Source organism: Nonomuraea sp. NPDC048916 (genome assembly GCF_040649575.1).
Lineage (GTDB): Bacteria > Actinomycetota > Actinomycetes > Streptosporangiales > Streptosporangiaceae > Nonomuraea.
In genome coordinates this window covers 200159-222798 of the sequence record NZ_JBEZFS010000004.1, presented here as the reverse complement: position 1 = coordinate 222798, position 22640 = coordinate 200159, and the positions used below count along the sequence as shown (strand labels likewise).

Below are 22640 nucleotides of genomic sequence, written 5' to 3'. Positions count from 1 at the left end.
GCATGAACACATCATGCTCTTCCCTCTCGAAAAGGTACGTTCCGCCTATCCCGCACTGACCGACGGCTACGCCTACCTCGACGGCGCCGCCGGCACCCAGACACCTCAAGCGGTGATCGACGCCATCTCCGGCGCCTACCGCACCGGCATCGGCAACGTCGGGGGCGCCTTCCCGGCCAGCCACCGCTCCGACGCGATCGTGGCCGGGTGCCGCGCGGCCGTAGCGGACCTGGTCGGCGGCCACCCCGACGGCGTGATCCTCGGCCCCAACATGACGACCCTGACCTACCGGCTGTCGGCCGCCCTGGCCAAGGACTGGCGGCCGGGCGACGAGGTGGTGCTCTCGCGGCTGGACCACGACGCGAACGTCCGCCCCTGGACCCAGATCGGCGCCGTGATCCGCTGGGCCGAGGTGGACCCGGGCACCGGGGAACTGCCGGTGGATCAGTACCGGGAGCTCATCGGCGAGCGGACCCGGCTGGTGGCGGTGAGCGCGGCCAGCAACGTGCTCGGCACCCGCCCCGACGTGGCCGCGATCTGCGCGCTGGCGCACGAGGCGGGCGCCCTGACCTACGTGGACGGGGTGCACGCCACCGCGCACGGCCCGGTCGACATGCGGGCGATGGGCGCCGACTTCTACGCCACCAGCGCCTACAAGTGGTCCGGCCCGCACATCGGCGCGGTCGTCGCCGACCCGGCGCTGCTGGAACGGATCAGACCGGACAAGCTGGCCTCCTCGGTCGACACCGTGCCCGAACGGTTCGAGCTCGGCACCGCGGCCTTCGCCGACCTGGCCGGGGTGACGGCCGCCGTCGAGCACCTGGCCGCGATGATGCCGGGCACGGGCACGCGCCGCGAACGGCTGCTGGCCTCGATGGCCGCGGCAGAGGCGCACGAGCTGGAGCTGTTCGCCGTGCTCGTCGAAGGGCTGGAGACGATGCCGCACGTCACCGTCTACGGCAAGCCCGCCAGGCGCACCGCGACCGCCTACTTCACGGTCGCCGGGCGGAGCCCCCGCGAGGTCGCCGAACGCCTGGCCGCGCTCCGGATCAACGTGTGGAACGGCCACAACTACGCCTGGGAGCTGACCGCCGCGCTGGGCATCCGCGACTCGGGCAGCGCCGTGCGCCCGGGCCTGGTCCACTACAACGACCGCTCCGACGTCGACCGCCTCCTGGAGGGCGTGGCCGCCATGCGCGCCTGACCCCGCGCGCCCCGTCGCGCCCAACCGGCGTCCCGGCCCGGCCCGGCGGCGCGGCGGGACAGGCGGTCCGTCCGGCGCGTGGGCTCGCGGGGCGGGCGGCGTTAAGATCGGCGGGGTGAGCCTGCCCGCCGTGACCGAGCTGGCGGCGCCGCCCGTCGAGCCGGCGCGCGACCCCTACCACGTCTACCTCGACTCGCTGACCAGCCCCGAGTCGCGCCGCACGATGCGCGGCTGCCTCGACCGGCTGGCCCGGCTGCTCACCGGCGACGACACCGCCACGGGCGCGGGCCAGCCGTGGCATCTGCTGCGTTACGAGCACACCGTGCGCATCCGGACGATGCTGACCGACCAGGGCTGGTCCGCGGCGTACGTCAACAAGCATCTGGTGGCGCTGCGCCGGGTGCTGAAGGAGGCGTGGCGGCTCGGCCAGAGCAGCGCCGAAGACTACGCCCGCGCCTCAGACCTGGCTCCGGTGCGCCAGAGCCGCCTGCCCACCGGCCACCACGTGCCGCCCGAGGTGGTCGGAGCGGCCCTGGCGGCCTGCGACGACTCGGCGGCCGGGGTGCGCGACGCGGCGCTGATCGCGGTGCTCTACTCCACGGGCTGCCGCCGGGCCGAGATCGGCGGGCTCGCGCTGGCCGACTACGACCCCGGGGCGCGCTCGCTGCGGGTGCGCGGCAAGCGTGACAAGGAGCGCATGGTCTACCTGACGGCCGACGCCATCGGGCTGGTGGAGCGCTGGCTCGCGGTGCGGGGCGGCGCGCCGGGGGCGTTGTTCAGCCCGATCAGCAAGGCGGGCCGGCTACGGCTGCGCGACGGACGCCCGGTGGGGCTGACCGGTCAGGGCATCGCCGACATCCTGGCGCGGCGGCTGGGCCAGGCGGGCGCGTCGCGGCGCACGGCGCACGACTTCCGCCGCACGTTCATCGGCGAGCTGCTCGACGCGGGCGTCGACCTGGCCACCGCCCAGGCGCTGGTCGGCCACTCCTCGCCGGCCACCACGGCCCGCTACGACCGCCGCCCGGAGCGCACCCGCCGCGAGGCCGTCGACCGCCTCCGTCTTCCACCGTCCCGCCCTCTCGCCTGACCACCTCCTACCGCCGGGCACGCGAGCCGCCCCCTTGAGTCCTCAGACCAACCGGGCGAGCGAGCCCGTCCCTTGGCTCCTCCTGGCCGTCGTGCGCGCCGCCGACTACCCGTTCAGCAGGGAGAAGGCGTGGTCGGCGGCGCGCACGGCTTCGGCCTCCACCTCGGCGAGCGGGCGCCCGTCGGCGAGGGCCTGCCAGGTGCGCCGGGCGAGGACCCGCTGGACGGCGAGCACCTGGCCGGCCAGGAGGCTCGCGGTCAGCTCGTCGGTGGTCTCGGCCAGCGCCTCGGCGAGCGCCCCCTCGTCCTGCGACATGTAGTGGAACACCCGCGCGGCCAGGCTGGGCGTGGAGAAGACCATCCGGTGGTAGCCGAGCACCTCGGCATGGTCGTTGAGCCCGGTGACCGGGTCGTGGCGGGCCAGGCCGTCGAGGAAGTGGCGGTGCAGCGCGGTCACCGGGTCCACCCCCGGGGCGCGCTGCCTGACGACCCGCGCCGCCTCGCCCTGATGGTCGGCGATGCGGTGCAGGACGAGGTCCTCCTTGGTCGGGAAGTACTTGAACAGCGTCGGCTTGGACACCCGCGCGGCGGCGGCCACCTCCGTCACGGGCACCTCGTCGAAGCCGCGCTCCAGGAAGAGTGAGATGGCCGCGGTCGAGATGGCCTCACGCACGCGCTGCCGTTGCAGTTGTCGCAGTCCCGTCATGAGTCCCACCCTAACAAAGTGTTAACCTGGTCAATCTATTGACCGAGTTAACGATTTGGAGGGCGCCGTGGAAGGGCTCGACGAGGAGCGGGCGTACGTCGAACGGTGCCGGGACGGGCTGCGCAGGATGCTCGACTCCGCACGCGACACGGTCATCACCGGCGAGACCGTGGCCGGCGACCGTTACAGCGCCGAGCGGCTCGGGCGCCATCTCAAGAGCCTGGTCAAGGAGCTGAGCGAGGAGCCGGAGGGCCCGCCGTTCTTCGGCAGGCTCGACTTCGGCCACGCCTCGGCCGAGCACCCGGGGCGCGCCTACCACATCGGCAGGCGGCACATCTCCGGCGAGCACGGCGGCCCGCCGGTCGTCGTCGATTGGCGGGCGCCCGTCTCACGCGCCTTCTACCGGGCCAGCGCCCGCGACCCGCAGGACGTCGCGGTGCGCCGCCGCTTCGGCTGGTCCGGCAGCACGCTCACCTCGTTCGAGGACGAACGGCTCGCACTCGGCGAGCAGGGCGAGAGCCGGATCCTGGCCGCCGAGATCGAACGTCCCCGCGTCGGCCCCATGCGCGACATCGTCGCCACCATCCAGCCCGAACAGGACGATCTGGTGCGCGCCGACCTGGAGGAGTCGATCTGCGTGCAGGGCGCTCCCGGCACCGGCAAGACCGCCGTCGGCCTGCACCGGGCCGCCTACCTGCTCTACGCGCACCGGCAGCGGCTGCGGCGCGGCGGTGTGCTGGTCCTGGGCCCCAACCGGGCCTTCCTCGGCTACATCTCGGCCGTGCTGCCCGCCCTCGGCGAGGTCGACGTCGAGCAGACCACCTTGGAGGGGCTGCTGGCCACCGTGCCCGTGACGGCGGCCGACACCCCGGCCGCCGCCGCCGTCAAGCACGATGCGCGGATGGCCGACGTGCTGCGCGCGGCCCTCTACCGCCGCGTCCGGCGGCCGGTCGAGCCCGCCGTGGTGACCGACGGCTCCTACCGGTGGCGGGTCGGCGAGAGCGAGCTGCGCCGTGTCGTCGACGACACCCGGCGCGAGGGCCTGCCGTACGCGATCGGGCGCGAACGCGTACGGGCCAGGGTGGTCTCGCTGGTCGAACGCCAGGCCGAGGCGCGCGGCCGGACGATCGACGCGGCCTGGACGCGCCGGGCCGGCCGGGCCGTCACCCCCTGCCTGGACGCCGTCTGGCCGGCCATACGCCCCGAAGAGGTGTTGTTCGAGGTGCTGACCGGCGGGGCCGGCGATCGTGTCCTCACCCCCAGCGAGCGGGCCGCCATCACCTGGGCCCGGCCGCCGCGCACCTACAAGAGCGCGAAGTGGTCGCCCGCCGACCTGGTACTGCTCGACGAGATCGCCGGGCTGCTCGAACGGCCCCGCGGCTACGGCCATGTCATCGTCGACGAGGCGCAGGATCTGTCCCCGATGGAGTGCCGGGCGGTCGCCAGGCGCACCGAGCACGGCTCGGTCACCGTGCTGGGCGACCTGGCGCAGGGCACCACCCCCTGGGCCGCCAGATCCTGGCCCGCGGTGATGGAACGGCTCGGCAAGCCGGGGGCCCAGGTCGTGGCGTTGGTCACGGGCTTCCGGGTGCCCGGCGCGGTGGTCCAGTTGGCCAACCGGCTACTGGCCACGCTCGACGCCGACGTGCCTGCCACCCGCTCCTACCGATCCGACGGGCGGCTGCGCGTCACCCGCGTGACCGGCCTGGAGCAGGGCGTCGTCGCGGCGGCGCGCGACGCCCTGACCTTCGAGGGGTCGGTCGGCGTGATCGTGGCCGACGCCGACGCCGGGGCGCTGACGGCCGCGCTGTGGGACGCCGGCCTCGACGTGGGTGACCGGCTCAGCGTGCTGCCCGTCTCGCTGGCCAAGGGGCTGGAGTACGACCATGTGGTGGTGGCCGAGCCCGCCGCGATCGTCGAGGCCGAGTCGCGCGGGCTCAACCGGCTGTACGTGGCGCTCACCCGGGCGGTCTCCCGGCTAGACGTGGTGCACGCCCGGCCGCTGCCGCCGGGCCTTTCCTGTCTGTGATAGGAGTCCCCGCGACATTCGGTCGACATGGGAAGTAGATTCGGTGTGTGATGTGATTCACGTCAAAACGGGCCGCCGCTCGCTGCGTTTCGAGAGGAGCCAGATCGTGACCTCCCCGCAGAACCCGCCCCCGGGCGACGATCCGCGTGCCGGTGACCCGCAGTGGTCGCAGGCGCCACCGCCGCCGCCCCCTGCCTACGAGTCGCCCTACCCGCAGCCCCGGAGCCGGTCGACACCCGTTCTGTCGATCATCGCGTTCGTCTGCGCGGCGGTGGCCCTGCTGTTCATCCCCATCCTGTTCGGCCTGGCCGGCATCGTGCTGGGCGTCGTGGGCCACACCCGGGGCGAGTCCCTGGGCAAGTGGGCGGCCATCACCTCGGGCGTGGCCATGATCGTCGGTATGGTCCTCGGCTTCCTCGTGGTCCAGAACATGACGTGATGACCGTACGCCGCCCTGACCGGAGTGCCGGGCAGGGCGGCCGATCCGGCCGGGACGGCCCGTAGCGGCGGGCCGTCCGGGTCAGGTCGTGGTCAGGGCCACCGTCGGAGACAGCCGCGCGGCGCGCATCGCCGGGTAGATCCCGGCGACGGTGCCGATGAGCAGCGTCGCGCCGATCGCCCCGCCGATCGCCCACGGCGGCACGACGGGCGGCCAGTCACGCGACAGCGCGTAGCCGGTGGTGGCCAGCGCCCCGAAGACCGAGCCGACGAGGCCGCCCAGCGCCGACAGCAGCAGCGACTCCGACAGGAACTGGATGCGCACCTGCCCCCGCGTGGCGCCCAGCGAGCGGCGCAGCCCGATCTCCCGGCGCCGCTCCAGCACCGAGATCACCATCGTGTTGGCCACCCCGACCCCGCCGACCAGCAGCGCGACCGCGCCCAGCCCGAGCAGCAGGTTCGTGAACGCGCCCGCCGCGGCGGCTCTGGCGGCCAGCGCGTCCGACGGCCGGCTGACCTCGACCTCGTCCGGGTTCTCCGGGTTGACCGTCCGCGCCAGCACCGACCGCACCGCCTCCACCTCCTCCTCGGCCGACCGTTCGTAGATCGTGGTCGGGTGCCCGCTGAAGCCCAGCAGCCTCTCGGCGACCGGGAATCCGACCAGGGCCGAGCGTTCGATCTCCGGCGCCAGCGGCATCGGCCCCAGGATGCCGATGACGGTGAACCAGCGGCCGCCCATCCACACCTGTACGCCGGTCCTGGCGATGCCGAGCCGTTCGGCGGCCTTGACGCCGAGGACGACGGCGGGCTGCCGTTCGGTGGCGGCGTTCAGCCAGGTCCCCTTCAAGACGCCGCCCTCCAGCGTGGTCAGCAGCTCGGTGGTGGCGGCCTGGACGGTGATGCCGCCGGTCACGGCCTCGGGGATGCGGTGGGTGCGCCGTACGGTGGTGTCGATGGCGCCGGTGGCCGCGGCCGTGCGGACCGGGCCGATGCGCTTGACCATGTCCACCGCGCTGGGGGGCAGCGTGGCGTCCTCACCGAAGATGGTCCTGCCCGGGGAGACGGTGAGCAGGTTGGTGCCGAGCCGGTCGAGCTGGCGCAGCAGTTGCTCACGCGACGACGACGAGATGCCGATCACCGCGATCATGGTGGCGATGCCGATGGCGATCCCGAGCGCCGACAGGATCACCCGGGTCGGGCGGGACCGCAGTCCCGCCGCGCCCACCCTCAGCACGTCGGAGGGGCTGAGCCGGGCGGGCGCCGGCCGCCGCTCGCGCTTCACGACCGGCCTCCTTCACTGATCTCCGCGCCGCTCCGGGCGCGTACGTGTTCATCCGCGCGGGCGTCACCAGCGCGGAGGTCGTCAGCACCGAGACCCGCGGCCCCGAGACCCGCGGCACGGTGGTCGGCGGCACGGTGGTCGGCGGCGATCCGGCCGTCACGCACACGGACCTGGCGCGGGCACCAGGCGGCGACCTCCGCGTCGTGGGTGATGATCGCCACCGTGGTCCCCGCCGCGTGCAGCTCACCCAGCACGGCCAGCACCTCCGCGCCCGCGGCCGAGTCCAGGTTCCCGGTGGGCTCGTCGGCGAGGAGCAGCGGCGGGTCTCCGGCCACCGCGCGGGCCACCGCGACCCGCTGCTGCTCGCCGCCCGACAACTGGTGCGGCCGGTGGCTCAGCCGGTGGCCGAGGCCCACCCGCTCCAGCGCCGCCGCGGCCAGCTCCCGCCGGACCCGGCGGGGAGTGCCGGTGTAGAGCAGGCCGTCCGCCACGTTGTCCAGCGCGCTGACACCCGGACTCAGGTGGAACTGCTGGAAGACGAACCCGAGGCTACGACCGCGCAGCGCCGACAGCTCCCGGTCGGTCAGCTCGGCGATGTCCTGCCCGCCGATGCGGACGGTGCCGCCGGTGGGCCGGTCGAGGGTGCCGATCATGTGCAGCATGGTCGACTTGCCGGAACCGGACGGCCCGACGATGGCCAGCAGCTCTCCGTCGGCCACCGCCAGATCCACCCCGCGCAGCGCGTGCACGCCGCCGGCGTAGATCTTGGTGACGGCGTGGAGCTCCACCACGTACGGGGTGCTCATGTCGCGGGCACCCCGACCTTCATGCCCTCCGCCAGGCCGGCGCCGTCGATCTCCACCAGGCCGCCGCCGTACGCGCCGGTCTTCACCGCCACGACGCGGCTGGCGCCGCCCTCGACGACCTCGACGCCGAACCCGCCCTCACGCAGCGCCAGCAGCGCCTCCACGGGTACGGCCAGCACGTCCCGGTGCCGCTCGCTCTCCATCTCCACCTCGACCGGCGCCTGGTCGAGCTTGGTCCTGGGGGTCTTGTCCAGCGTGATGTCGACGTCGATGGTGGTCCGGCCGTCCTGGTCCCGGCCCTGGCCCGAGCCGCTGCTCTTGGCCACCGTGCCGATCGAGTCGATCTTCCCGGTGGCGCGCTCGCCACCGGGAAGCGCCACGACCACCTTGGCGCCCTCGCGGGCCATCGACTGGTCGGCGGTGTCGAGATCCACGTGCACCAGCCGCTTGACACCGCTGACCGTGAGCACCGGCCGGCCGGGGCCGACCCGGCCGCCGACCACCACCCGCGCATCACTGACGCGGGCCACCCCGGGCAGGAACACCACCTGCGAGGCGTCCACCCGGCCGGTCTCCGGCAGTCCGTGGTCGTCCTGCCACTCCTTGACCGCCAGGTGGGTGGCGTAGCTGAAGTGGTCGTCGACCGTCACGTACGCGCCGTAGCCGAGCGCCTTGAGGTTGCGCTCCAGCTGCTGCACGTCCGGCCCGTCCGAGACGCCCTGGCCGAGCTCCCGGTAGAGCGGCAGCTTGCCGTACAGCAGGACGACCGGTTTGCGGTCGACCCTGAGCAGCGGGCGGCCCCGCCGGATCACCGCGCCCTCGGCGGCCACCCAGGTCGCGGTGCCGGACGCGCCGGTGTTCACCTCGCGCGCGCCGGAGTAGGTGAGCGAGCCGTCGACGGTCTTGGTGTCGACCAGGTCCTGCCGGGTGATCTCCGCCGTGGCCGGGACGGGCGGCCCGGTGGGGGCCGCCGCGTCCGTGCCGCTGTCGCCGAGCACGACCACCGCCGTCCAGGCGGCGGCGACGGCGAGCAGGCCGCCGCCGGCGAGGGTGAGTCCCTTTCTCATGCGGGGCCCATCCCGGGAGCGAACTCCTTGCACGCCTCCATGGTCTTGTCGACCTTGTCCTGCGGCGTTCCCTGGGGGATGTTGAGCTCGATCTTGCCGTCGGCGCTCGGGTCCTCCATGTGGATGCCGTGCTCGCGCATGCACTGGGCGTACTTGAGCAGCCTGTCGCGCTCCTTCGGGTCGGGCTTGCCCGCCTTGTCACCCATCGCGGCGTCCATGAAGTGCTTACACGCCTGGTGGGCCTTGTCGACCTTCTGCTCCTCGCCCTTGCGGCTCTCGATCCTGATCATGCCCTTGCCGTCGGGGTCCTTCATCTGGACGCCGTGCTCGCGCATGCACTGCGCGAACTTGAGCTGCGCCTCGTTCCGGTCGACGGGAGCCGAGGCGCCGGCCGAGGCCGTGGGCGTGGCAGTGCCGTTGCCCGCGCTGGCCACTCCGTCGTTCTTCGCCGGGGCCCCGCCGCACGCGGCCAGGGCCAGGATCAGGGGCAACGCGGCCAGTGCCGGTCGGACGTTCATGACTGTCGCTCCTTGACGCCGCGGGGCGTTCGCCCGGGGCGTGCTGCTCACTTCAGCGGCCCCGGTGCTAAACGCGGATAAAGGCGCTGATCTTCTTATTCGCGGCTAACACCGGACCCGCCACCCTCGGAGCAGGAACCGAAGGGAGCGCGGGATGCGGGTGCTCGTCGTTGAGGACGAGGAGGAGCTGGCCGACGCCGTCGCTCGCGGCCTGCGGCTGCACGCGATGGCCGTCGACGTGGTGTACGACGGGCAGGAGGCGCTGGAGAGGGCCGGCTACGTCGACTACGACGTCGTCGTCCTCGACCGCGACCTGCCCGCGGTGCACGGCGACGACGTGTGCCTGGAGCTGGCGACGGCCGCCCCGGCCAGCCGGATCCTCATGCTGACGGCGGCCGGGCGGGTGCGCGAGCGGGTCGACGGGCTGTCGCTGGGCGCCGACGACTACCTGGTCAAGCCGTTCGTGTTCGCCGAGCTGGTGGCCCGGATCCGGGCGCTGGCCCGCCGCTCCACCCGGGCGGCGCCGGTCGCGCTGGAGCGGGCCGGGATCAGGCTCGACCCCGGCCGCCGTACGGTCACCCGCGAGGGGCGGCAGATCACCCTCAACCGCAAGGAGTTCGACGTGCTGCGCGAGCTGCTGCGCGCCGAGGGCGGCCTGGTCGCCTCCTCGGAGCTGCGCAGGAGCGTGTGGGACGAGTACGCCGACACCGGCAGCGGGGTGCTGCGCGTCACCCTCACCTCGCTGCGCAAGAAGCTCGGCGCGCCCCCGATGATCGAGAACGTGCCCGGCCGCGGATACCGGCTGTGAGCCGGATCACGCCGCCGTGGAACGGCCTGGGCCTGCGGATGCGGCTCACGCTCCTGTACGGCGGCCTGTTCTTCGCAGCCGGGTCGCTGCTGTTGTGGTCGACCTACCTGCTGACCGGCCGGGCGCTCGACGAGCGGTTCGCGGTCAAGTCCACGAAGATCAGCGGCTCGGAGGCGGCTCCCGCGTCCGAGGGCTCCGCTCCCCCGCCCGACATCCTGTTCCAGCGCGTGGAGTCGGATGTCAAACTGCGGGCGGACAGCGTGCTCGATGAAATGCTGCGCTCCTCGCTGCTCATCATGATCCTGATCGGGATCGTCGCGGTGGTCCTCGGCTACCTCGTGGCCGACCGGGCGCTGCGGCCTCTCGACCGGGTGACGGAGACGGCGCGGCGGCTGTCGGAGAGCACGCTGCACGAGCGGATCGCGCTGAGCGGGCCGTCCGACGAGGTCAAGCGGCTGGCCGACACGTTCGACGCGATGCTGGACCGGCTGCACCGGGTGTTCGACGGCCAGCGGCGGTTCATCGCCAACGCCTCCCACGAACTGCGCACCCCGCTGGCGATCAACCGTACGGTGCTGGAGGTGTCGCTGGAGGAGCCCGAGGCGTCGGCGGACCTGAAGGCGCTGGCGCGGGCGCTGCTCGGCACCAACGCCCGCTACGAGCGGCTCATCGAGGGCCTGCTCCTGCTGGCGGAGTCGGAGCAGGAGCTCGCCGTACGCCGCGTCGTCGACGTCGAGCAGGTCGTACGGGCCGCGCTGGAACAGCTCGACCTGCATCCCCGCAGGCGGCGGATCACCCTCCGCCACGATCTGCGCCCGGCTCTGGTGGAGGGCGACCCACTGCTGCTGGAGCGGTGCGTGTTCAACCTGCTGGAGAACGCGGTCAAGTACAACGTGCGCGGCGGCGAGGTGGAGGTGAGCCTGCGCCACGACGGCGACGCCGCGGTCCTGACCGTGGACAACACCGGGCAGCCGGTCCCGTCGTACGAGGTGGAGGATCTGTTCGAGCCGTTCCGGCGGCTGCAGGGCGACCGGGTGCGGTCGGCCCGCGGCTCCGGGCTCGGGCTGTCGATCGTGCGCGCGATCGTGGACGCGCACGGCGGCGCGGTAGGCGCCCGGGCGCGCCCGGAGGGCGGGCTGAGCGTCACCGTGCGGCTGCCGGGCCCGGCGCGCGACGGATGACCCCGTGTCCCGGCCGGCCGGGGGCCGCGTGAGACCCTGGGCGGGTGCTTCCCCCGATCGATGAGCTGCGCGAGCTGATCAGCGCCAATCTGACCGCGTTCGACCGCAGGGAGGTGCCGCCCGCCGACGGGATCCGCCGCGCCGCCGTCACCGTGTGCGTCCTCGAGGACGACGACCGCCTGCCCTACACGATCCTCATCAGGCGCGCGCCGCGCGGCCGCAATCCCGGGCAGTGGGCGCTGCCCGGCGGCCGGCTCGACGAGGGCGAGCAGCCGGTCGAGGCGGCGCTGCGGGAACTGGCCGAGGAGACCGCGGTCACCGGGGTCGAGGTGGCGGGGGTGCTCGACGACTTCGTCACCGACTCGGGGTTCGTCATCACGCCGGTGGTGGCCTTCGGCGGCAGGCAGCAGCCGGTGCCCGACCCGCGCGAGGTGGCCTCCGTGCACTCGGTGCCGCTGGAGCGGTTCCTGGCGCCGGGGGTGCCGCGCTGGCGGGGCGAGCTGCTGCAGATGCCGCTGGGCCCGTCGATCGTGATCCACGCGCCGACGGGCGCGATTTTGTGGCAGTTCGCCGAGGTCGCGTTGCGTGGCCGTGAGCTGCGGGTCTTCGACGTGGTCCAGCCTCGCTGGACCAGAACGTGACCGATTCTTTGGGGCCGATGGAATACGTCCTGCCGGATGTCCGTTAGAGTCGAAAGGCCGATGTGGTCTGTGTCCCCCGGGCCGCAAATTACCGCCTTCACGGAATACCGTTCGGCTGGAGCCGTGTTGTGCATCTCGCCGAGGAGGCGACCGCCACATCGGCCTTAACGTGTTTTTTGCAGGCGCTCCGGCTCCGGCCGGAGCGCCTGCTTTATGGTGGGGTGGCCGACCGACGATCATCCAGGAGCGCATGTTGCTGTACCAAGTGGTCAAGTTCGCCGCCACGCCGCTCGCGCACGTGATGTGCCGCCCGCACATCTCCGGCGCGACGCACGTGCCCCGGACGGGGCCGGCGATCCTGGCCGCCAACCACCTGTCGGTGCTCGACTCGTTCCTGCTTCCCGCGCTGCTGCCGCGGCACGTCACGTTCGCCGCCAAGAACGAGTACTTCTCCGGCAACCCGATCTCCGGCTGGTTCATGCGGCTGGGGGGCAGCCTGCCCACCGACCGCGACAGCGCGCACGCCGCGCAGGCGATGCTGGACGCCGCGGCCGACCTGCTGGAGCGGGGCGAGCTGTTCGGCATCCATCCCGAGGGCACCCGCTCCCCCGACGGCCGGCTCTACCGCGGCAAGATCGGCGTGGCGTGGCTGGCGCTCAAGACGGGCGCGCCGGTGCTGCCGGTCGCGCTCACCGGCACCGAGAAGGTGCTGCCCGTGGGGGCCAAGGTGCCGCGCCCGGCCAAGATCGGCATCCGCATCGGCGAGCCGCTGACCTTCAAGGGCGACCCCACCTCCGCGCGCGACCGCCGGCGGGTCACCGACGAGATCATGTCGGCGATCCAGAAGGAGTCCGGGCAGGAGTACGTGCCCACCTATGCCGCCAGTTTCAAAGCTTCCAGTGGTATGTCCTAATTCGCCCCCACTAAGCTCGGGGACCCATCCAGGGAAGCGCTGCCGACGACCAGGGGGCTGACCAGTGGCACGTGGCCGCACGATCGCGATCGTGTCCGGCGTCTCCCTGCTGGCGGCGGGGGCCGCTGGCGGGGGCGCCTACTATCTGCTGCACACCCGGGGCACACCCGCCGAGACCGCGCAGCGCTTCGCCGCCGCCTGGCAGGCGGGCGACACGGCGGCCATGACCGCCGAGCTCGCCACCCCCCAGCCGCTGAGCGCCTACGACCAGATGCGCACCGGCCTGGCCGTCGAGTCGACCACGGTCACGCTCGGCCAGGTGAGCCCGGGCGACGACCGGGCCACCGTCCCCTACACCGCGACCCTGAAGCTGAAGAACGTCGGCGAGTGGACCTACCAGGGCCGGCTCGACCTGACCGTCGCCGACCGCGCCTGGAAGGTCGCCTGGACCCCCGCCACCCTGCACCCGTCGCTGACCTCGGGCGCGTCGTTCGCCCTGAAGACCCGCTGGCCGGACCGCGCCGAGATCACCGACGCCGGCGGCGAGCGCATCGACACCGGCGCCGTCGGCGGATCGGTGCAGCAACTGGTCGGCTACCTGGACAAGGCGACCAAGAAGGACGTGAAAAAGCTCGGAGCCGCCTACAAGCCCGGCCAGGCGGTCGGACGCGGCGGGCTGCAGGAGACGTTCGAGAAACGGCTGGCCGGCACCCCGACCACCGAGATCCAGGCCGGCGGCAAGACGCTCACGACCATCGACGGCACCGGCGGCGAACCCGTGCGCACCACCCTCGACGCCGCCACGCAGGCCGCCGCGGTCGCCGCCGTCAAGGACGTCGACAAACCCACCTCGCTGGTCGCCATCAGGCCCAGCACGGGCGAGATCCTGTCCGTGGTCAACAACCGGGGCGGCTTCAACCGGGCGCTGGACGGCCGCTACGCGCCCGGCTCCACCTTCAAGGCCGTCACCGCCATCGGGCTGCTGGCCGGCGGGCTGTCGCCGAAGGACACGGTCACCTGTCCCCAGTACGCGACCGTGGGCGGCCTGAAGATCCGCAACTCCGAGAAGGCGCACTTCGGGTCGCTGTCGTTCCTCGACTCCTTCGCCCACTCGTGCAACACCACGTTCGCGCCGCTGGCCGAGCAGCGCCTCGGCGCCGCCAAACTGCTGGAGGCGGCCGAGCTGGTCGGCTTCAACCAGCCGCTGAACATCGGCGTGCCGGCCACCAAGGCGAGCTTCCCCCGCGCCCAGTCCGACGCCGAGCTGGCCGCCGAGGCGTTCGGGCAGGCCCGGATCACCGCCAGCCCGCTGTCGATGGCGTCGGTCGCCGCGGCCCTCGCCGACGGCACCTGGCGCCCGCCCACCCTGGTGCCCGACCTGAAGCAGAAGGCCACCGAGCGGCCGCTGCCCGACGGGGTCAAGTCCGAGCTGCACGCCATGATGGCCGCCGTCGTCACCAAGGGCACCGCCAAGTCGGCGGGCCTGCCGGCCGGCACCCGCGGCAAGACGGGCACCGCCGAGTACGGCACGGGCGACAAGCTCGAATCACACGCCTGGTTCATGGGCTTCAAGGGCGACGTCGCGTTCGCGGTCGTGGTGGAAGGCGGTGGCGGGGGCGGCAAGGTCGCCGCCCCCATCGCGGCCGCCTTCCTCCGCGGCCTCTGACCCGCACCGGATCCCGCGCGATCTCGGACCGGTACCGGCCCCCACGCGGCCTCTGACCCGCACCGGTCCCCGCGCGGCCTTGGAGGCTTCCCGGATCCCGCGCGACCGATGACGGGTGCCGAGGTCAGGCCAGGAAGCGCCTCACCTCGTCGGCGGCCAGCGCAGGCCGGCCACCCATGGCGGCGTTGCACGTGACCTGGTGGTCCACGCCGGGCAGCTCGACCCGGCGGGCGGACGGCAGGACGGGCTCCAGCGCGGCCAGCGCACCCTTGAGATAGGCCGGGCTCCGGGAGCCGCCGAGCAGCAGCACCTCGGCGCGCACCGATCGATACACGTCCAGCACGTCTGCCGTCTCGGCCACCACCAGGGCGTCCTGGTGCAGCGTGGGCGCGAGCGCCCGGAACGTCGGCTCCTCGCCCTCCGCCTGCCTCTCCTGGCGGGCCATGAAGGTCGCGGTGAGCCGCTCCAGCAGCCACCTCGGCAGCGCCCGGAAGACCGGCGACCCCATCCGGGTGCCACGCATGCCGGTGACCAGCGCGGCGGCCACCCGGCCGGCGGCGATCTCCCGGTCGAACCGGCCGAGCCAGTCGGTCGCGTTGGACCCGTCCACGTCCAGCGGCGGCTCGAAGGCGACCAGCCTGCGCAGGTCGGGCCGGACGAGCGCGGTGCGCAGGGCGATGACGGCTCCGGAGCTGATCCCGATCACGTCGCGGGCGCCGGTCGCGGTGAGCAGGGCGTCGAGGTCTTCGACCTCCTTGTGGACGCCGTAGTCGTCGCCGACGGGGCCGCTGAGGCCCCGGCCGCGCCGGTCGGGCACGTAGCAGGTGTGCTCGCCGGACAGCGCCCGGGCGAACTCGATGTTGCTGTAGCCGGACTGCATGGCGCCGTGCAGCAGCACGAGCCCGGGGCCGTCGCCCAGCCGGCGGTAGGCGATGGAGGTGCCGTCGCTGGACGTCACGGTCGCGGTGGTGGTCCGCGCAGATGTCATGGTCGTTCCCCTGTGGGCAGGTCGGCCCGCGGCGGGGTACCCCGGCTATCCTTGCGAGTGCCATCTCGTGGCCGGAGTCCGTTCCGCGGGTGTCGGTTCGAGATCGGGGCCCCTGGCGGCGGTGTTCCCGCACCTCCGCCGGGGGCCTTTCCATGGGTGTCGGTCCCCTTGGCGGTGGTGTTCCCGCACCTTTGCCGGGGCGTTTTCCCGTGGGTGTCAGTGCCCTTGGCGGTGGTGTTCCCGCACCTCCGCCGGGGGCCTTTTCAGTGGGTGTCGGTGCCCCTTTCGGCGATGGCCGCCACGTCCGGGGGGACGTGGCCCGTCTCGTGGAAGTCGCGCCACTGCTCCAGGCCAGGGAAGGCGCCCGAGGCCAGCTCGTCGAGCAGCGACCTGGTCCAGGCGGCCTCGGCCTCCCCGGCGGCCAGGGCGTACTCCGACTCGACGAGGAACAGGCGCGGGACCTCGCCCCGTTCGCGCTCCAGCGCCTCGCGCTGGCCGGCGAGCCGGCGTTCCAGGCTTTCGAGCCGCTCGCGGAGCAGCGCGGTCACCTCGTCCGGCGGCAGGCCGGCCATCACCGACAGGCCCGCCTCGAACCTGGAGTGCTCCCGCTCGGGGGTCGACAGGAGCTCGCGAGTCCAGTCACGCAGCTCCTCGCGGCCGGCTTCGGTGATCTGGTAGACGGTCCGCTCGGGCCGGCCACCCTGTCGCACGCTGCCGACGGCCTCCAGAAGGCCGTGTTTCTCCAGGTTCTGCACGACGGTGTAGAGCGAGCCCCATTTGATGGCCATGTCCTGGTCCTTGCCACGGGCCCGCAGGATGGAGGCCATCTCGTAGGGGTGCGTCGGCTGACGCACGACGACGGTGAGCACGGCGAGCGCCAGCAGGTTGCCCACCTTGCGCCGTTTCGCCATCCGAACCACCACCTCGCCTACGATTACTCGTACACGAGCATACGGCCACGAGTAGCCATGGAACAAGACTGCATTGGAAAATCCAACTCACTCGATCTAGAGCGAGTCGCGTTTTCCAACTCAGCGGGAGGTTCCTCATGCGTGACGCCGTCATCGCATCTCCTTGAAGGCTGCAGACCCCGTCCTTCAGGGCGAGGAGGAAAGCCGGAAGAATACGGCAAAATCGAACACCCATTCGATGTTTGGCTGATCGTGCAAGCCGTTCGCATCCCCGATCGGCAAGGGCAAGCCGGGAGGCGCGCTGCGCGAGGCATCCATCCGGTCGAGCTCCTGGCCCACACCCTGCGCACGCTGATAGACCGCAGTGGCGTGGACCCCGCCCTCGTGGACGACGTGATCGGCGGCTGCGTCGACCAGGTGGGCGAGCAGGCGTGGAGTCGATGAGCCGGGTGCCCATGTGGTCCAACGTCCCGCCCGGCGCCGACCCCTTCGGTCCCGGCCTGGCCGCCCGTTTCCCCGAGGGCCTCGTCCCGCAGGGCGTCAGCGCCGAGCTCATCGCCGCCAAATGGTCGCTGTCCCGCGAGGAGATGGACGCCTTCGCCGCCGGCTCCCACGCCAAGGCGGCCGCCGCGTCCTTCACCGAGGAGATGGCGCCGATCGGCGGACACGACGGGGACGAGTCCGTCCGGCCCGGCACCACGATGGAGATCCTCGCCGGGCTCCGGCCCGCCTTCGCCGACCCGGCCTACGCCGAGCGCTTCCCGCAGATCGACCGGTCGGTCACCGCGGGCAACTCCAGCCCGACCAACGACGGCGCCGCCGCGTTGCTGATCACCACCGGCGAGAACGCGGCCAGGCTCGGCCTGACCCCGCTGGCCAGGCTGCACTCCTTCGCCGTCACCGGCTCCGATCCGCTGCTCATGCTGACCGGCGTCATCCCCGCCACCGACAAGGTGCTGCGCCGCGCCGGGCTGCGGCTGGACGACATCGACCTGTTCGAGGTGAACGAGGCCTTCGCCAGCGTGGTGCTGGCCTGGTCGCGGGAGACGGGGGCCGACCCGGCCAAGGTGAACGTCAACGGCGGCGCCATGCCCTGAGCCACCCGCTCGGCGCGAGCGGCGCGCGCATCATGACCACGCTCGTGCACACCATGCGGCGGCGGGGCGCCCGCTACGCGCTGCAGACCATGTGCGAGGCGGGCGGGCTGGCCAACGCGACGGTGCTGGAGAGCGTCGGCTGACCACGGAGCGGCCCCTGAGGGCTCAGAGGGAGGCGGTCAGGGCCAGAGCCCCCGCCTCATGCTGGAGAACCATGATCAGGAGAGTGGCGACCAAGGTCGCGATGAGCAGCCAGCTGATCAGGATGATCACTGTGGAGCGGCGCGGCCCCCGCCTGACACCGCTGTCGGCGCCGGCCCTCGCCTCACTGCGGCGCACCCGCTCGTTGAACGACTCCAGCCGGGCGACGAGCCGGGGGTCGTCGTCGACCAGATGTCGCTCGATCTGCGCGAGCATCCGCTCCTCATCCTGCGACCAGGCCATAGATGCACCTCCGGAACGCAAGCTCTGTCACGGTTTTCTGCCCAACCCTGAAGATCATTAGCCCCTGCCTAGGCAGGTAATTGCCGTCACTTTGCGTTTGCGATCAACGTCGAACTTTTGTTCTAATCATGGGATGCGCTGGGACAATCTGCGGCAGGCCGGCACCGGCCAGGACGATCCGGCCGTGCCGCTGTTCGCCTGCGGCGCGGCCGGCCGCACCTTCGACACCCCCGAGTTCAGGGGCATGACCTTCTACGAGATCCGGGCCCGCTCCATCATCAACCGGGTCCCGGAGGGCAGCCGCGTCCCGTTCACCTACACGATCAACCCCTACCGGGGCTGCGGACACCGGTGCGTCTACTGTTTTGCCCGCAAAACGCACGAATATCTCGACCTCGACGCCGGAGCCGACTTCGACTCCAAGATCGTCGTCAAGGTCAACGCGGCCGAGCTGGCGCGCAAGGAGCTGGCCGCGCCGCGCTGGCGGGGCGGCCACGTGGCCATGGGCACCAACGTCGACTGCTACCAGCGCGCCGAGGGCCGCTACCAGCTGATGCGCGGCATCCTGGCCGCGCTGCGCGACGCCGCCAACCCGTTCTCCGTCCTCACCAAGAGCACGCTCATCCTGCGCGACCTCGACCTGCTCACCGAGGCCGCCGGCGTCACCGAGGTCGGCGCCAACGTGTCGGCGGGCTTCCTCGATCGTGACGTCTGGCGGGCGGTCGAGTCCGGCACCCCCGATCCGCGCAGGCGGCTGGAGGTGTGCGCCACCCTCAACGACCACGGCATCGCCTGCGGCGTGCTGATGGCGCCGATCCTGCCCTACCTCACCGACTCCCCCGCCCAACTGGAGCGCACGGTCAAGGAGATCGCCGCGTCGGGCGCCACCCACGTCGCGCCGATCGTGCTGCACCTGCGCCCGGGAGCGCGCGAGTGGTGGCTGGCGTGGCTCTCCCGCGAGCACCCCCGGCTGGTGCCGCGCTATCTCGAGCTCTACGGCAGGGGCGCCTACGCGCCCAAGGCCTACCAGCAGCGCATCACCGGCCAGGTCAAGGAGCTGGCCGCGCGCCACGGCGTCGGCCGGGCGACTCCCGCCGGGGCCCGCCGCGCGCCGTCCCGGCCCACCCCTGCCCCCCAGGCGCAACAGCTCACCCTGCTGTGACACCCGAGAGCGGTAGCTGATGCTATGTCGGGTTTCAGTGCTAAATGGGTATTAAGCGGCTTAGTGTGCCAATCGGCACCGGATTCCACAGGGGGGAAACATGTCAGAGATCAAGAAGAAACCGTCCGCCAAGTCCGGCAAGGCGAAGAAGCAGGCGATGAAGGCGGATCGCCAGTCCAAAGAGATCAAGAAGGAAACCAGGAAGCCCGAAGAGGCGTGATCCGGTGACGTGATCGGGCAGCCGGGGCGGCGTCCCGGCTGCCCGATTCACCGAACCGTCGCCCCGCGCCCCGGCCGATGATCCTCACGTCTGCCGCGCATGCAACCTTAAGCCCCTTTGTGGCGTCTAATGATCATAGGTGGGGATAGTGCCACGGGGACGGAAGGCACGCTCCACCACACCGAGTACGAAGCACCGGTGGCGAGCAGCTGTCTCGCCACCGGTCACGTGTGTTGTGACGCTTTCACGAGAGGGAGGGACCCCACAGGTGCGCGCACTGGCACGCAAGAGCAAGTCAGCGATGGTCCGGCTGTACAGGGGATACAACCGGCGCAAGGTGCGCGACGCGCCGCCCCCATCGATCGACCGGATCCGGATCCTCCTCCTGCACGCCAACGGCATGGGCGGCACGATCAGGACCGTGTTCAACGTCGCCGGCTACCTCGCACGCGACCACGACGTCGAGATCGTCAGCGTCCTGAAGGAGGCCGACGAGCCGTTCTTCCCCGTCGACCCACGGGTCAAGTTCAGATACCTGGACGACGCGACGCGCCCTGGGCTGAGCCCGATGCGCGCGATGCTGTCGAAGCTGCCCAGCAAGCTGATCCCCCCGGACGAGGCGGCGTACCACCGCTTCACCATGTGGACCGACCTCAAGCTCGCCCGCTACATCCGCTCCCTGGACACCGGCGTGCTCATGGCCACCCGGCCGGGACTCAACCTCGCGATGGCCCAGTTAGCCCTGCCCGGCGTCATCACCATCGGCCAGGAACACGTCGCCCTGCGCACCCAGCCCGAGTCCATGCAGGAGCTCATCAAGTGGCGCTACCGCCGCCTCGACGCCCTCGTCACCCTCACCAAGGCCGACCTGCGCGACTACCGCGCCACCCTGACCAAGAAGCCCAGGAAGCTGGCCCGCATCCCCAACGCCGTGCCGCCCCTGACCGGTGACGTGGCCAAACTCGACGCCAAGGTCGTCATCGCCGTCGGCAGGCTGACCCGGCTCAAGGGCTTCCACCGGCTCATCACCGCCTGGGAAGAGGTCGCACGGAGCCACCCCGACTGGAAACTGCGCATCTTCGGCGCCGGCCCCCAGGAGGACAACCTGCGCGCCCAGATCACCGAAGCCAGCCTCGACGGCAAAATCGAGATGCCGGGAGCCACCTCCGACATCGGCGCCGAGCTGGAGAAGGCCTCCGTCTTCGTGCTCAGCTCCCGCCACGAGGGCTTCCCCATGACCATCCTCGAGGCCATGGCCAAGGGGCTGGCGATCGTCAGCTTCAACAGCCCCCACGGCCCCAAGGAGATGATCACCCACGAGGCCGACGGGCTACTGGTCAAGCCGCGCACCAACGCCAACCTCGCGGCCGCCATCCTTCGGGTCATCGAGGACGAGCCGCTGCGCCGCAGGCTCGCCGCCGGAGGCCTCGAGACCGCGCGCGGCTACGACGCCGACGTCATCGGCGCCCACTGGGAGGCCCTGCTGCGCGAGCTGCTCGCCCGCCGCGACGGCACCTGGGTCAAACCTCCGGCCCCGTCGGCTCCACCGGCTCCGCGATGACGTCCCCCGGCGCGCCGTCCTGACCGGCGCGACCGCGCAACGGCGGCCAGTGGTGCCGGCGAGGTCACCAGCCCCAGGTAGACCCGTCGCACCCGGCCGTCCCTCATCAGGGCGGCGCTGACCGCCGGCTCGGGCATGGCGCGTCCGCCCTGATCACCACGAGAAGTGGCCCGCCGCCGAACGGAACGGTCACACCCTCCTGCCCCCGCCGACCATAAGGCCTTACCGTGTCAAAGCAGACCATGCCGGGGAAACCTCTCTAGAGAGCCCCCCACCCCCCGGAGGCGTGCTTGAGCACCAAGGACGCGATCGCCATCCTGGCGGGAGCCGCACTCATCGCAGCGATCCTCGGCTCCGGCAAATCCACCCCCGCCACCGCGACCAGCCCGCTCGGCAACGCCAGCGGCACCCTGCCCGGCCTCGCCCCCGTCACCACCTCCGCCGACAAGGCCACCGCCCGCCGGCTCATCCAGCGCCTGCGCGTCAAGGGCCGCGGCCCCGCCACCGGCTACGCCCGCACCCGCTACGGAGCCAACTGGGCCGACGACGCCACCGGCGTGCCCTTCGCCCGCAACGGCTGCCGCACCCGCGACGACCTGCTCGCCCGCGACGGCCAGAACATCAGATACCGCGACGGCTCCCGCTGCGTGGTCGTCTCGATGCGCCTCGCCGACCCCTACACCGGCAAGACCATCCACTGGCACAAGGACAAGGCCGACGCGGTCCAGGTCGACCACGTCGTGCCACTCGGCTACGGCTGGCGCATGGGAACCCCCCGCTGGCCCATGTCCAAGCGCCTCGACTTCGCCAACGACCCGCTCAACCTGCTGCCCGTCGACGGCGCGGCCAACGAGCAGAAGGACGCCTCCGGGCCCGCCGGCTGGTTACCCCCGCAACGCCGCATCCGCTGCGCCTACGTCACCCGCTTCGCCCAGGTCGCGCTCAAGTACGACCTGCCCGTCACCAAGGCCGACAAGGCCGCCATGCTCACCCAGTGCCGCTAACGCGGATCCAGCCAGTCGAACCCGCGCTTGAACGTCTGCTCCGCCAGCACGCGCTGACCCGCCGCGTTCGGATGGAAGTAGTCCCACCTGCTGATCTGGTCCAGCGTGTAGCGGTAGGAGAACACCGCGCCCCCATCCGTACGGCACGCCGGCCCCAGCGACGCGCACGCCGCGGCCGCCTCCCGGTTGTAGGCCATCACCCGCGCCCGCACCCGCGCCCGCCGCTCCACGTCCACCCGCTTGACCGACGTCGGCTCGGCCAGCATCGCCGGGCAGATCCGCCCCAGCGTCCAGAACGTCCGCGCGATCGCGTTGTCCTTGCCCACCTGCCACAACCGGCGCAGGTCCGGGATACTCGCCACGAACACCCGAACCCCCGGCACCCCCTCGCGCAACGCCGTCAACGCCTGGTCCAGCCGCTGCCGGTAGACGCCCACCGGCGTCATCTCCCGCTCGGTGCGCACGCACGCGTCCTGGGCTCCGATCAGCACCGTGACGTAGCCCGGTTTGAGGTCGATCGCCTGACGCACCTGCCCCATCAGGTCGGCGCTCGTCGAACCCGGCACCGCCAGGTTGTTGTTCTGCCCCCTGATGCCGCGGTCCAGCCGCAGCAACCGCAGGTAGTGGCTGTCGACCTCCGCGTTGTCCCCGGCGGCCCACGAACGCGAGGTGCACGACACATACCAGCCACACGCGTTGAACCCCGACGAGATGGAATCACCCAGGGCCACCATCGTCGCCGGCACCGGAAAGGCCGACGCGGCCTGCGCGGCACCGGAACCCAGAACAACCACCACAGCGCCGAGCAACGGCGACAGACGACCGATCATGAGCTCAAGGTAGGGAGCCCACCAACGGCCCACCATGACCTCATGGCAAGGGCTGCCATCTCAGGACCGACTTCATAT

The 22640-nt window shown here is 72.1% G+C and carries 22 protein-coding genes and 1 pseudogene; 13 read left to right on the top strand and 10 right to left on the bottom strand.

Features of this window, described 5'->3' with window-relative positions; all coding sequences use genetic code 11:
- Window positions 1-13: 13 nt before the first annotated feature.
- Both AB0C16_RS05605 and AB0C16_RS05600 read left to right on the top strand, forming a co-directional pair.
- A complete protein-coding gene (locus AB0C16_RS05605) occupies window positions 14-1204 on the top strand; it encodes a cysteine desulfurase-like protein (RefSeq protein ID WP_357679208.1) in 1191 nt (396 codons plus the stop codon).
- Between the two features lie 115 nt (window positions 1205-1319).
- Entirely contained in the window at window positions 1320-2291 is a 972-nt protein-coding gene (locus tag AB0C16_RS05600; protein ID WP_357679206.1) for a tyrosine-type recombinase/integrase, read from the top strand.
- 105 nt (window positions 2292-2396) lie between these two features.
- Here the strand turns inward: AB0C16_RS05600 and AB0C16_RS05595 are convergent, their stop codons facing one another.
- Window positions 2397-2996, bottom strand: a complete 600-nt coding sequence (locus AB0C16_RS05595; RefSeq protein WP_357679204.1) for a TetR family transcriptional regulator — start codon at window positions 2994-2996, stop codon at window positions 2397-2399.
- Between the two features lie 67 nt (window positions 2997-3063).
- On the opposite strand from AB0C16_RS05595, the gene AB0C16_RS05590 reads away from it, so the two are divergent.
- Both AB0C16_RS05590 and AB0C16_RS05585 read left to right on the top strand, forming a co-directional pair.
- Window positions 3064-5025, top strand: coding sequence for an ATP-binding domain-containing protein (locus AB0C16_RS05590; RefSeq protein WP_357679202.1), 1962 nt, complete (start codon window positions 3064-3066; stop codon window positions 5023-5025).
- Between the two features lie 106 nt (window positions 5026-5131).
- A complete protein-coding gene (locus AB0C16_RS05585; protein WP_357679200.1) occupies window positions 5132-5464 on the top strand; it encodes a hypothetical protein in 333 nt (110 codons plus the stop codon).
- Window positions 5465-5545: 81 nt separating this feature from the next.
- Here the strand turns inward: AB0C16_RS05585 and AB0C16_RS05580 are convergent, their stop codons facing one another.
- From AB0C16_RS05580 to AB0C16_RS05565, 4 genes are read right to left on the bottom strand one after another with little or no spacing between them, the layout of a single operon-like run.
- Window positions 5546-6745, bottom strand: coding sequence for an ABC transporter permease (locus tag AB0C16_RS05580; protein ID WP_357679198.1), 1200 nt, complete (start codon window positions 6743-6745; stop codon window positions 5546-5548).
- Complete coding sequence (locus AB0C16_RS05575; protein ID WP_357679196.1) at window positions 6742-7551, bottom strand: ABC transporter ATP-binding protein; 810 nt, start codon at window positions 7549-7551, stop codon at window positions 6742-6744. The genes AB0C16_RS05580 and AB0C16_RS05575 overlap by 4 nt, the downstream gene beginning before the upstream one ends.
- Window positions 7548-8618, bottom strand: coding sequence for a peptidoglycan-binding domain-containing protein (locus AB0C16_RS05570; protein WP_357679194.1), 1071 nt, complete (start codon window positions 8616-8618; stop codon window positions 7548-7550). Before AB0C16_RS05570 ends, AB0C16_RS05575 begins: the two co-directional genes overlap by 4 nt.
- Window positions 8615-9136, bottom strand: coding sequence for a hypothetical protein (locus tag AB0C16_RS05565; RefSeq protein ID WP_357679192.1), 522 nt, complete (start codon window positions 9134-9136; stop codon window positions 8615-8617). Before AB0C16_RS05565 ends, AB0C16_RS05570 begins: the two co-directional genes overlap by 4 nt.
- Window positions 9137-9290: 154 nt before the next feature.
- On the opposite strand from AB0C16_RS05565, the gene AB0C16_RS05560 reads away from it, so the two are divergent.
- The 5 genes from AB0C16_RS05560 (at window position 9291) to AB0C16_RS05540 (ending at window position 14345) form a co-directional block, all read left to right on the top strand.
- The gene (locus AB0C16_RS05560) at window positions 9291-9944 is read left to right on the top strand and encodes a response regulator transcription factor (protein ID WP_357679190.1); all 654 of its coding nucleotides are present in this window, start codon (window positions 9291-9293) and stop codon (window positions 9942-9944) included.
- Window positions 9941-11125, top strand: coding sequence for a HAMP domain-containing sensor histidine kinase (locus AB0C16_RS05555; RefSeq protein WP_357679188.1), 1185 nt, complete (start codon window positions 9941-9943; stop codon window positions 11123-11125). Before AB0C16_RS05560 ends, AB0C16_RS05555 begins: the two co-directional genes overlap by 4 nt.
- Window positions 11126-11169: 44 nt before the next feature.
- Window positions 11170-11766 carry a CoA pyrophosphatase gene (locus AB0C16_RS05550; RefSeq protein WP_357679186.1) on the top strand — a complete coding sequence of 199 codons (597 nt, stop codon included), beginning with the start codon at window positions 11170-11172 and terminating at the stop codon, window positions 11764-11766.
- A gap of 250 nt (window positions 11767-12016) precedes the next feature.
- Window positions 12017-12679, top strand: coding sequence for a lysophospholipid acyltransferase family protein (locus AB0C16_RS05545; RefSeq protein WP_357679184.1), 663 nt, complete (start codon window positions 12017-12019; stop codon window positions 12677-12679).
- Window positions 12680-12743: 64 nt separating this feature from the next.
- Window positions 12744-14345, top strand: coding sequence for a penicillin-binding transpeptidase domain-containing protein (locus AB0C16_RS05540; RefSeq protein ID WP_357679182.1), 1602 nt, complete (start codon window positions 12744-12746; stop codon window positions 14343-14345).
- A gap of 124 nt (window positions 14346-14469) precedes the next feature.
- On the opposite strand, the gene AB0C16_RS05535 is transcribed toward AB0C16_RS05540, so the two are convergent.
- The 3 genes from AB0C16_RS05535 to AB0C16_RS05525 all read right to left on the bottom strand — a co-directional run bounded on the left by AB0C16_RS05535 (window position 14470) and on the right by AB0C16_RS05525 (window position 16583).
- Entirely contained in the window at window positions 14470-15333 is an 864-nt protein-coding gene (locus AB0C16_RS05535; protein WP_357679180.1) for an alpha/beta hydrolase, read from the bottom strand.
- Between the two features lie 263 nt (window positions 15334-15596).
- Entirely contained in the window at window positions 15597-16244 is a 648-nt protein-coding gene (locus tag AB0C16_RS05530; protein ID WP_357679178.1) for a PadR family transcriptional regulator, read from the bottom strand.
- Window positions 16245-16430: 186 nt separating this feature from the next.
- Window positions 16431-16583 carry a hypothetical protein gene (locus AB0C16_RS05525; RefSeq protein ID WP_357679176.1) on the bottom strand — a complete coding sequence of 51 codons (153 nt, stop codon included), beginning with the start codon at window positions 16581-16583 and terminating at the stop codon, window positions 16431-16433.
- A gap of 101 nt (window positions 16584-16684) precedes the next feature.
- On the opposite strand from AB0C16_RS05525, the pseudogene AB0C16_RS05520 reads away from it, so the two are divergent.
- A pseudogene (locus AB0C16_RS05520) lies at window positions 16685-17484 on the top strand (thiolase family protein).
- A gap of 22 nt (window positions 17485-17506) precedes the next feature.
- Here AB0C16_RS05520 and AB0C16_RS05515 read toward each other — a convergent pair.
- Window positions 17507-17785 (bottom strand): DUF3040 domain-containing protein, encoded by a 279-nt coding sequence (locus AB0C16_RS05515; protein WP_357679174.1) that lies wholly within the window; start codon window positions 17783-17785, stop codon window positions 17507-17509.
- A gap of 133 nt (window positions 17786-17918) precedes the next feature.
- On the opposite strand from AB0C16_RS05515, the gene AB0C16_RS05510 reads away from it, so the two are divergent.
- From AB0C16_RS05510 to AB0C16_RS05500, 3 genes are all read left to right on the top strand, one after another.
- Window positions 17919-18947, top strand: coding sequence for an Rv2578c family radical SAM protein (locus tag AB0C16_RS05510; protein ID WP_357679172.1), 1029 nt, complete (start codon window positions 17919-17921; stop codon window positions 18945-18947).
- A 488-nt stretch (window positions 18948-19435) separates the two neighbouring features.
- The gene (locus tag AB0C16_RS05505; protein ID WP_357679170.1) at window positions 19436-20728 is read left to right on the top strand and encodes a glycosyltransferase family 4 protein; all 1293 of its coding nucleotides are present in this window, start codon (window positions 19436-19438) and stop codon (window positions 20726-20728) included.
- Window positions 20729-21018: 290 nt separating this feature from the next.
- Complete coding sequence (locus tag AB0C16_RS05500) at window positions 21019-21732, top strand: HNH endonuclease family protein (RefSeq protein WP_357679168.1); 714 nt, start codon at window positions 21019-21021, stop codon at window positions 21730-21732.
- On the opposite strand, the gene AB0C16_RS05495 is transcribed toward AB0C16_RS05500, so the two are convergent.
- Window positions 21729-22562: a GDSL-type esterase/lipase family protein gene (locus tag AB0C16_RS05495; RefSeq protein WP_357679166.1), complete on the bottom strand. Its 834-nt coding sequence runs from the start codon at window positions 22560-22562 to the stop codon at window positions 21729-21731. The two genes, AB0C16_RS05500 and AB0C16_RS05495, sit on opposite strands and share 4 nt — an antisense overlap.
- Between the last annotated feature and the right edge of the window lie 78 nt (window positions 22563-22640).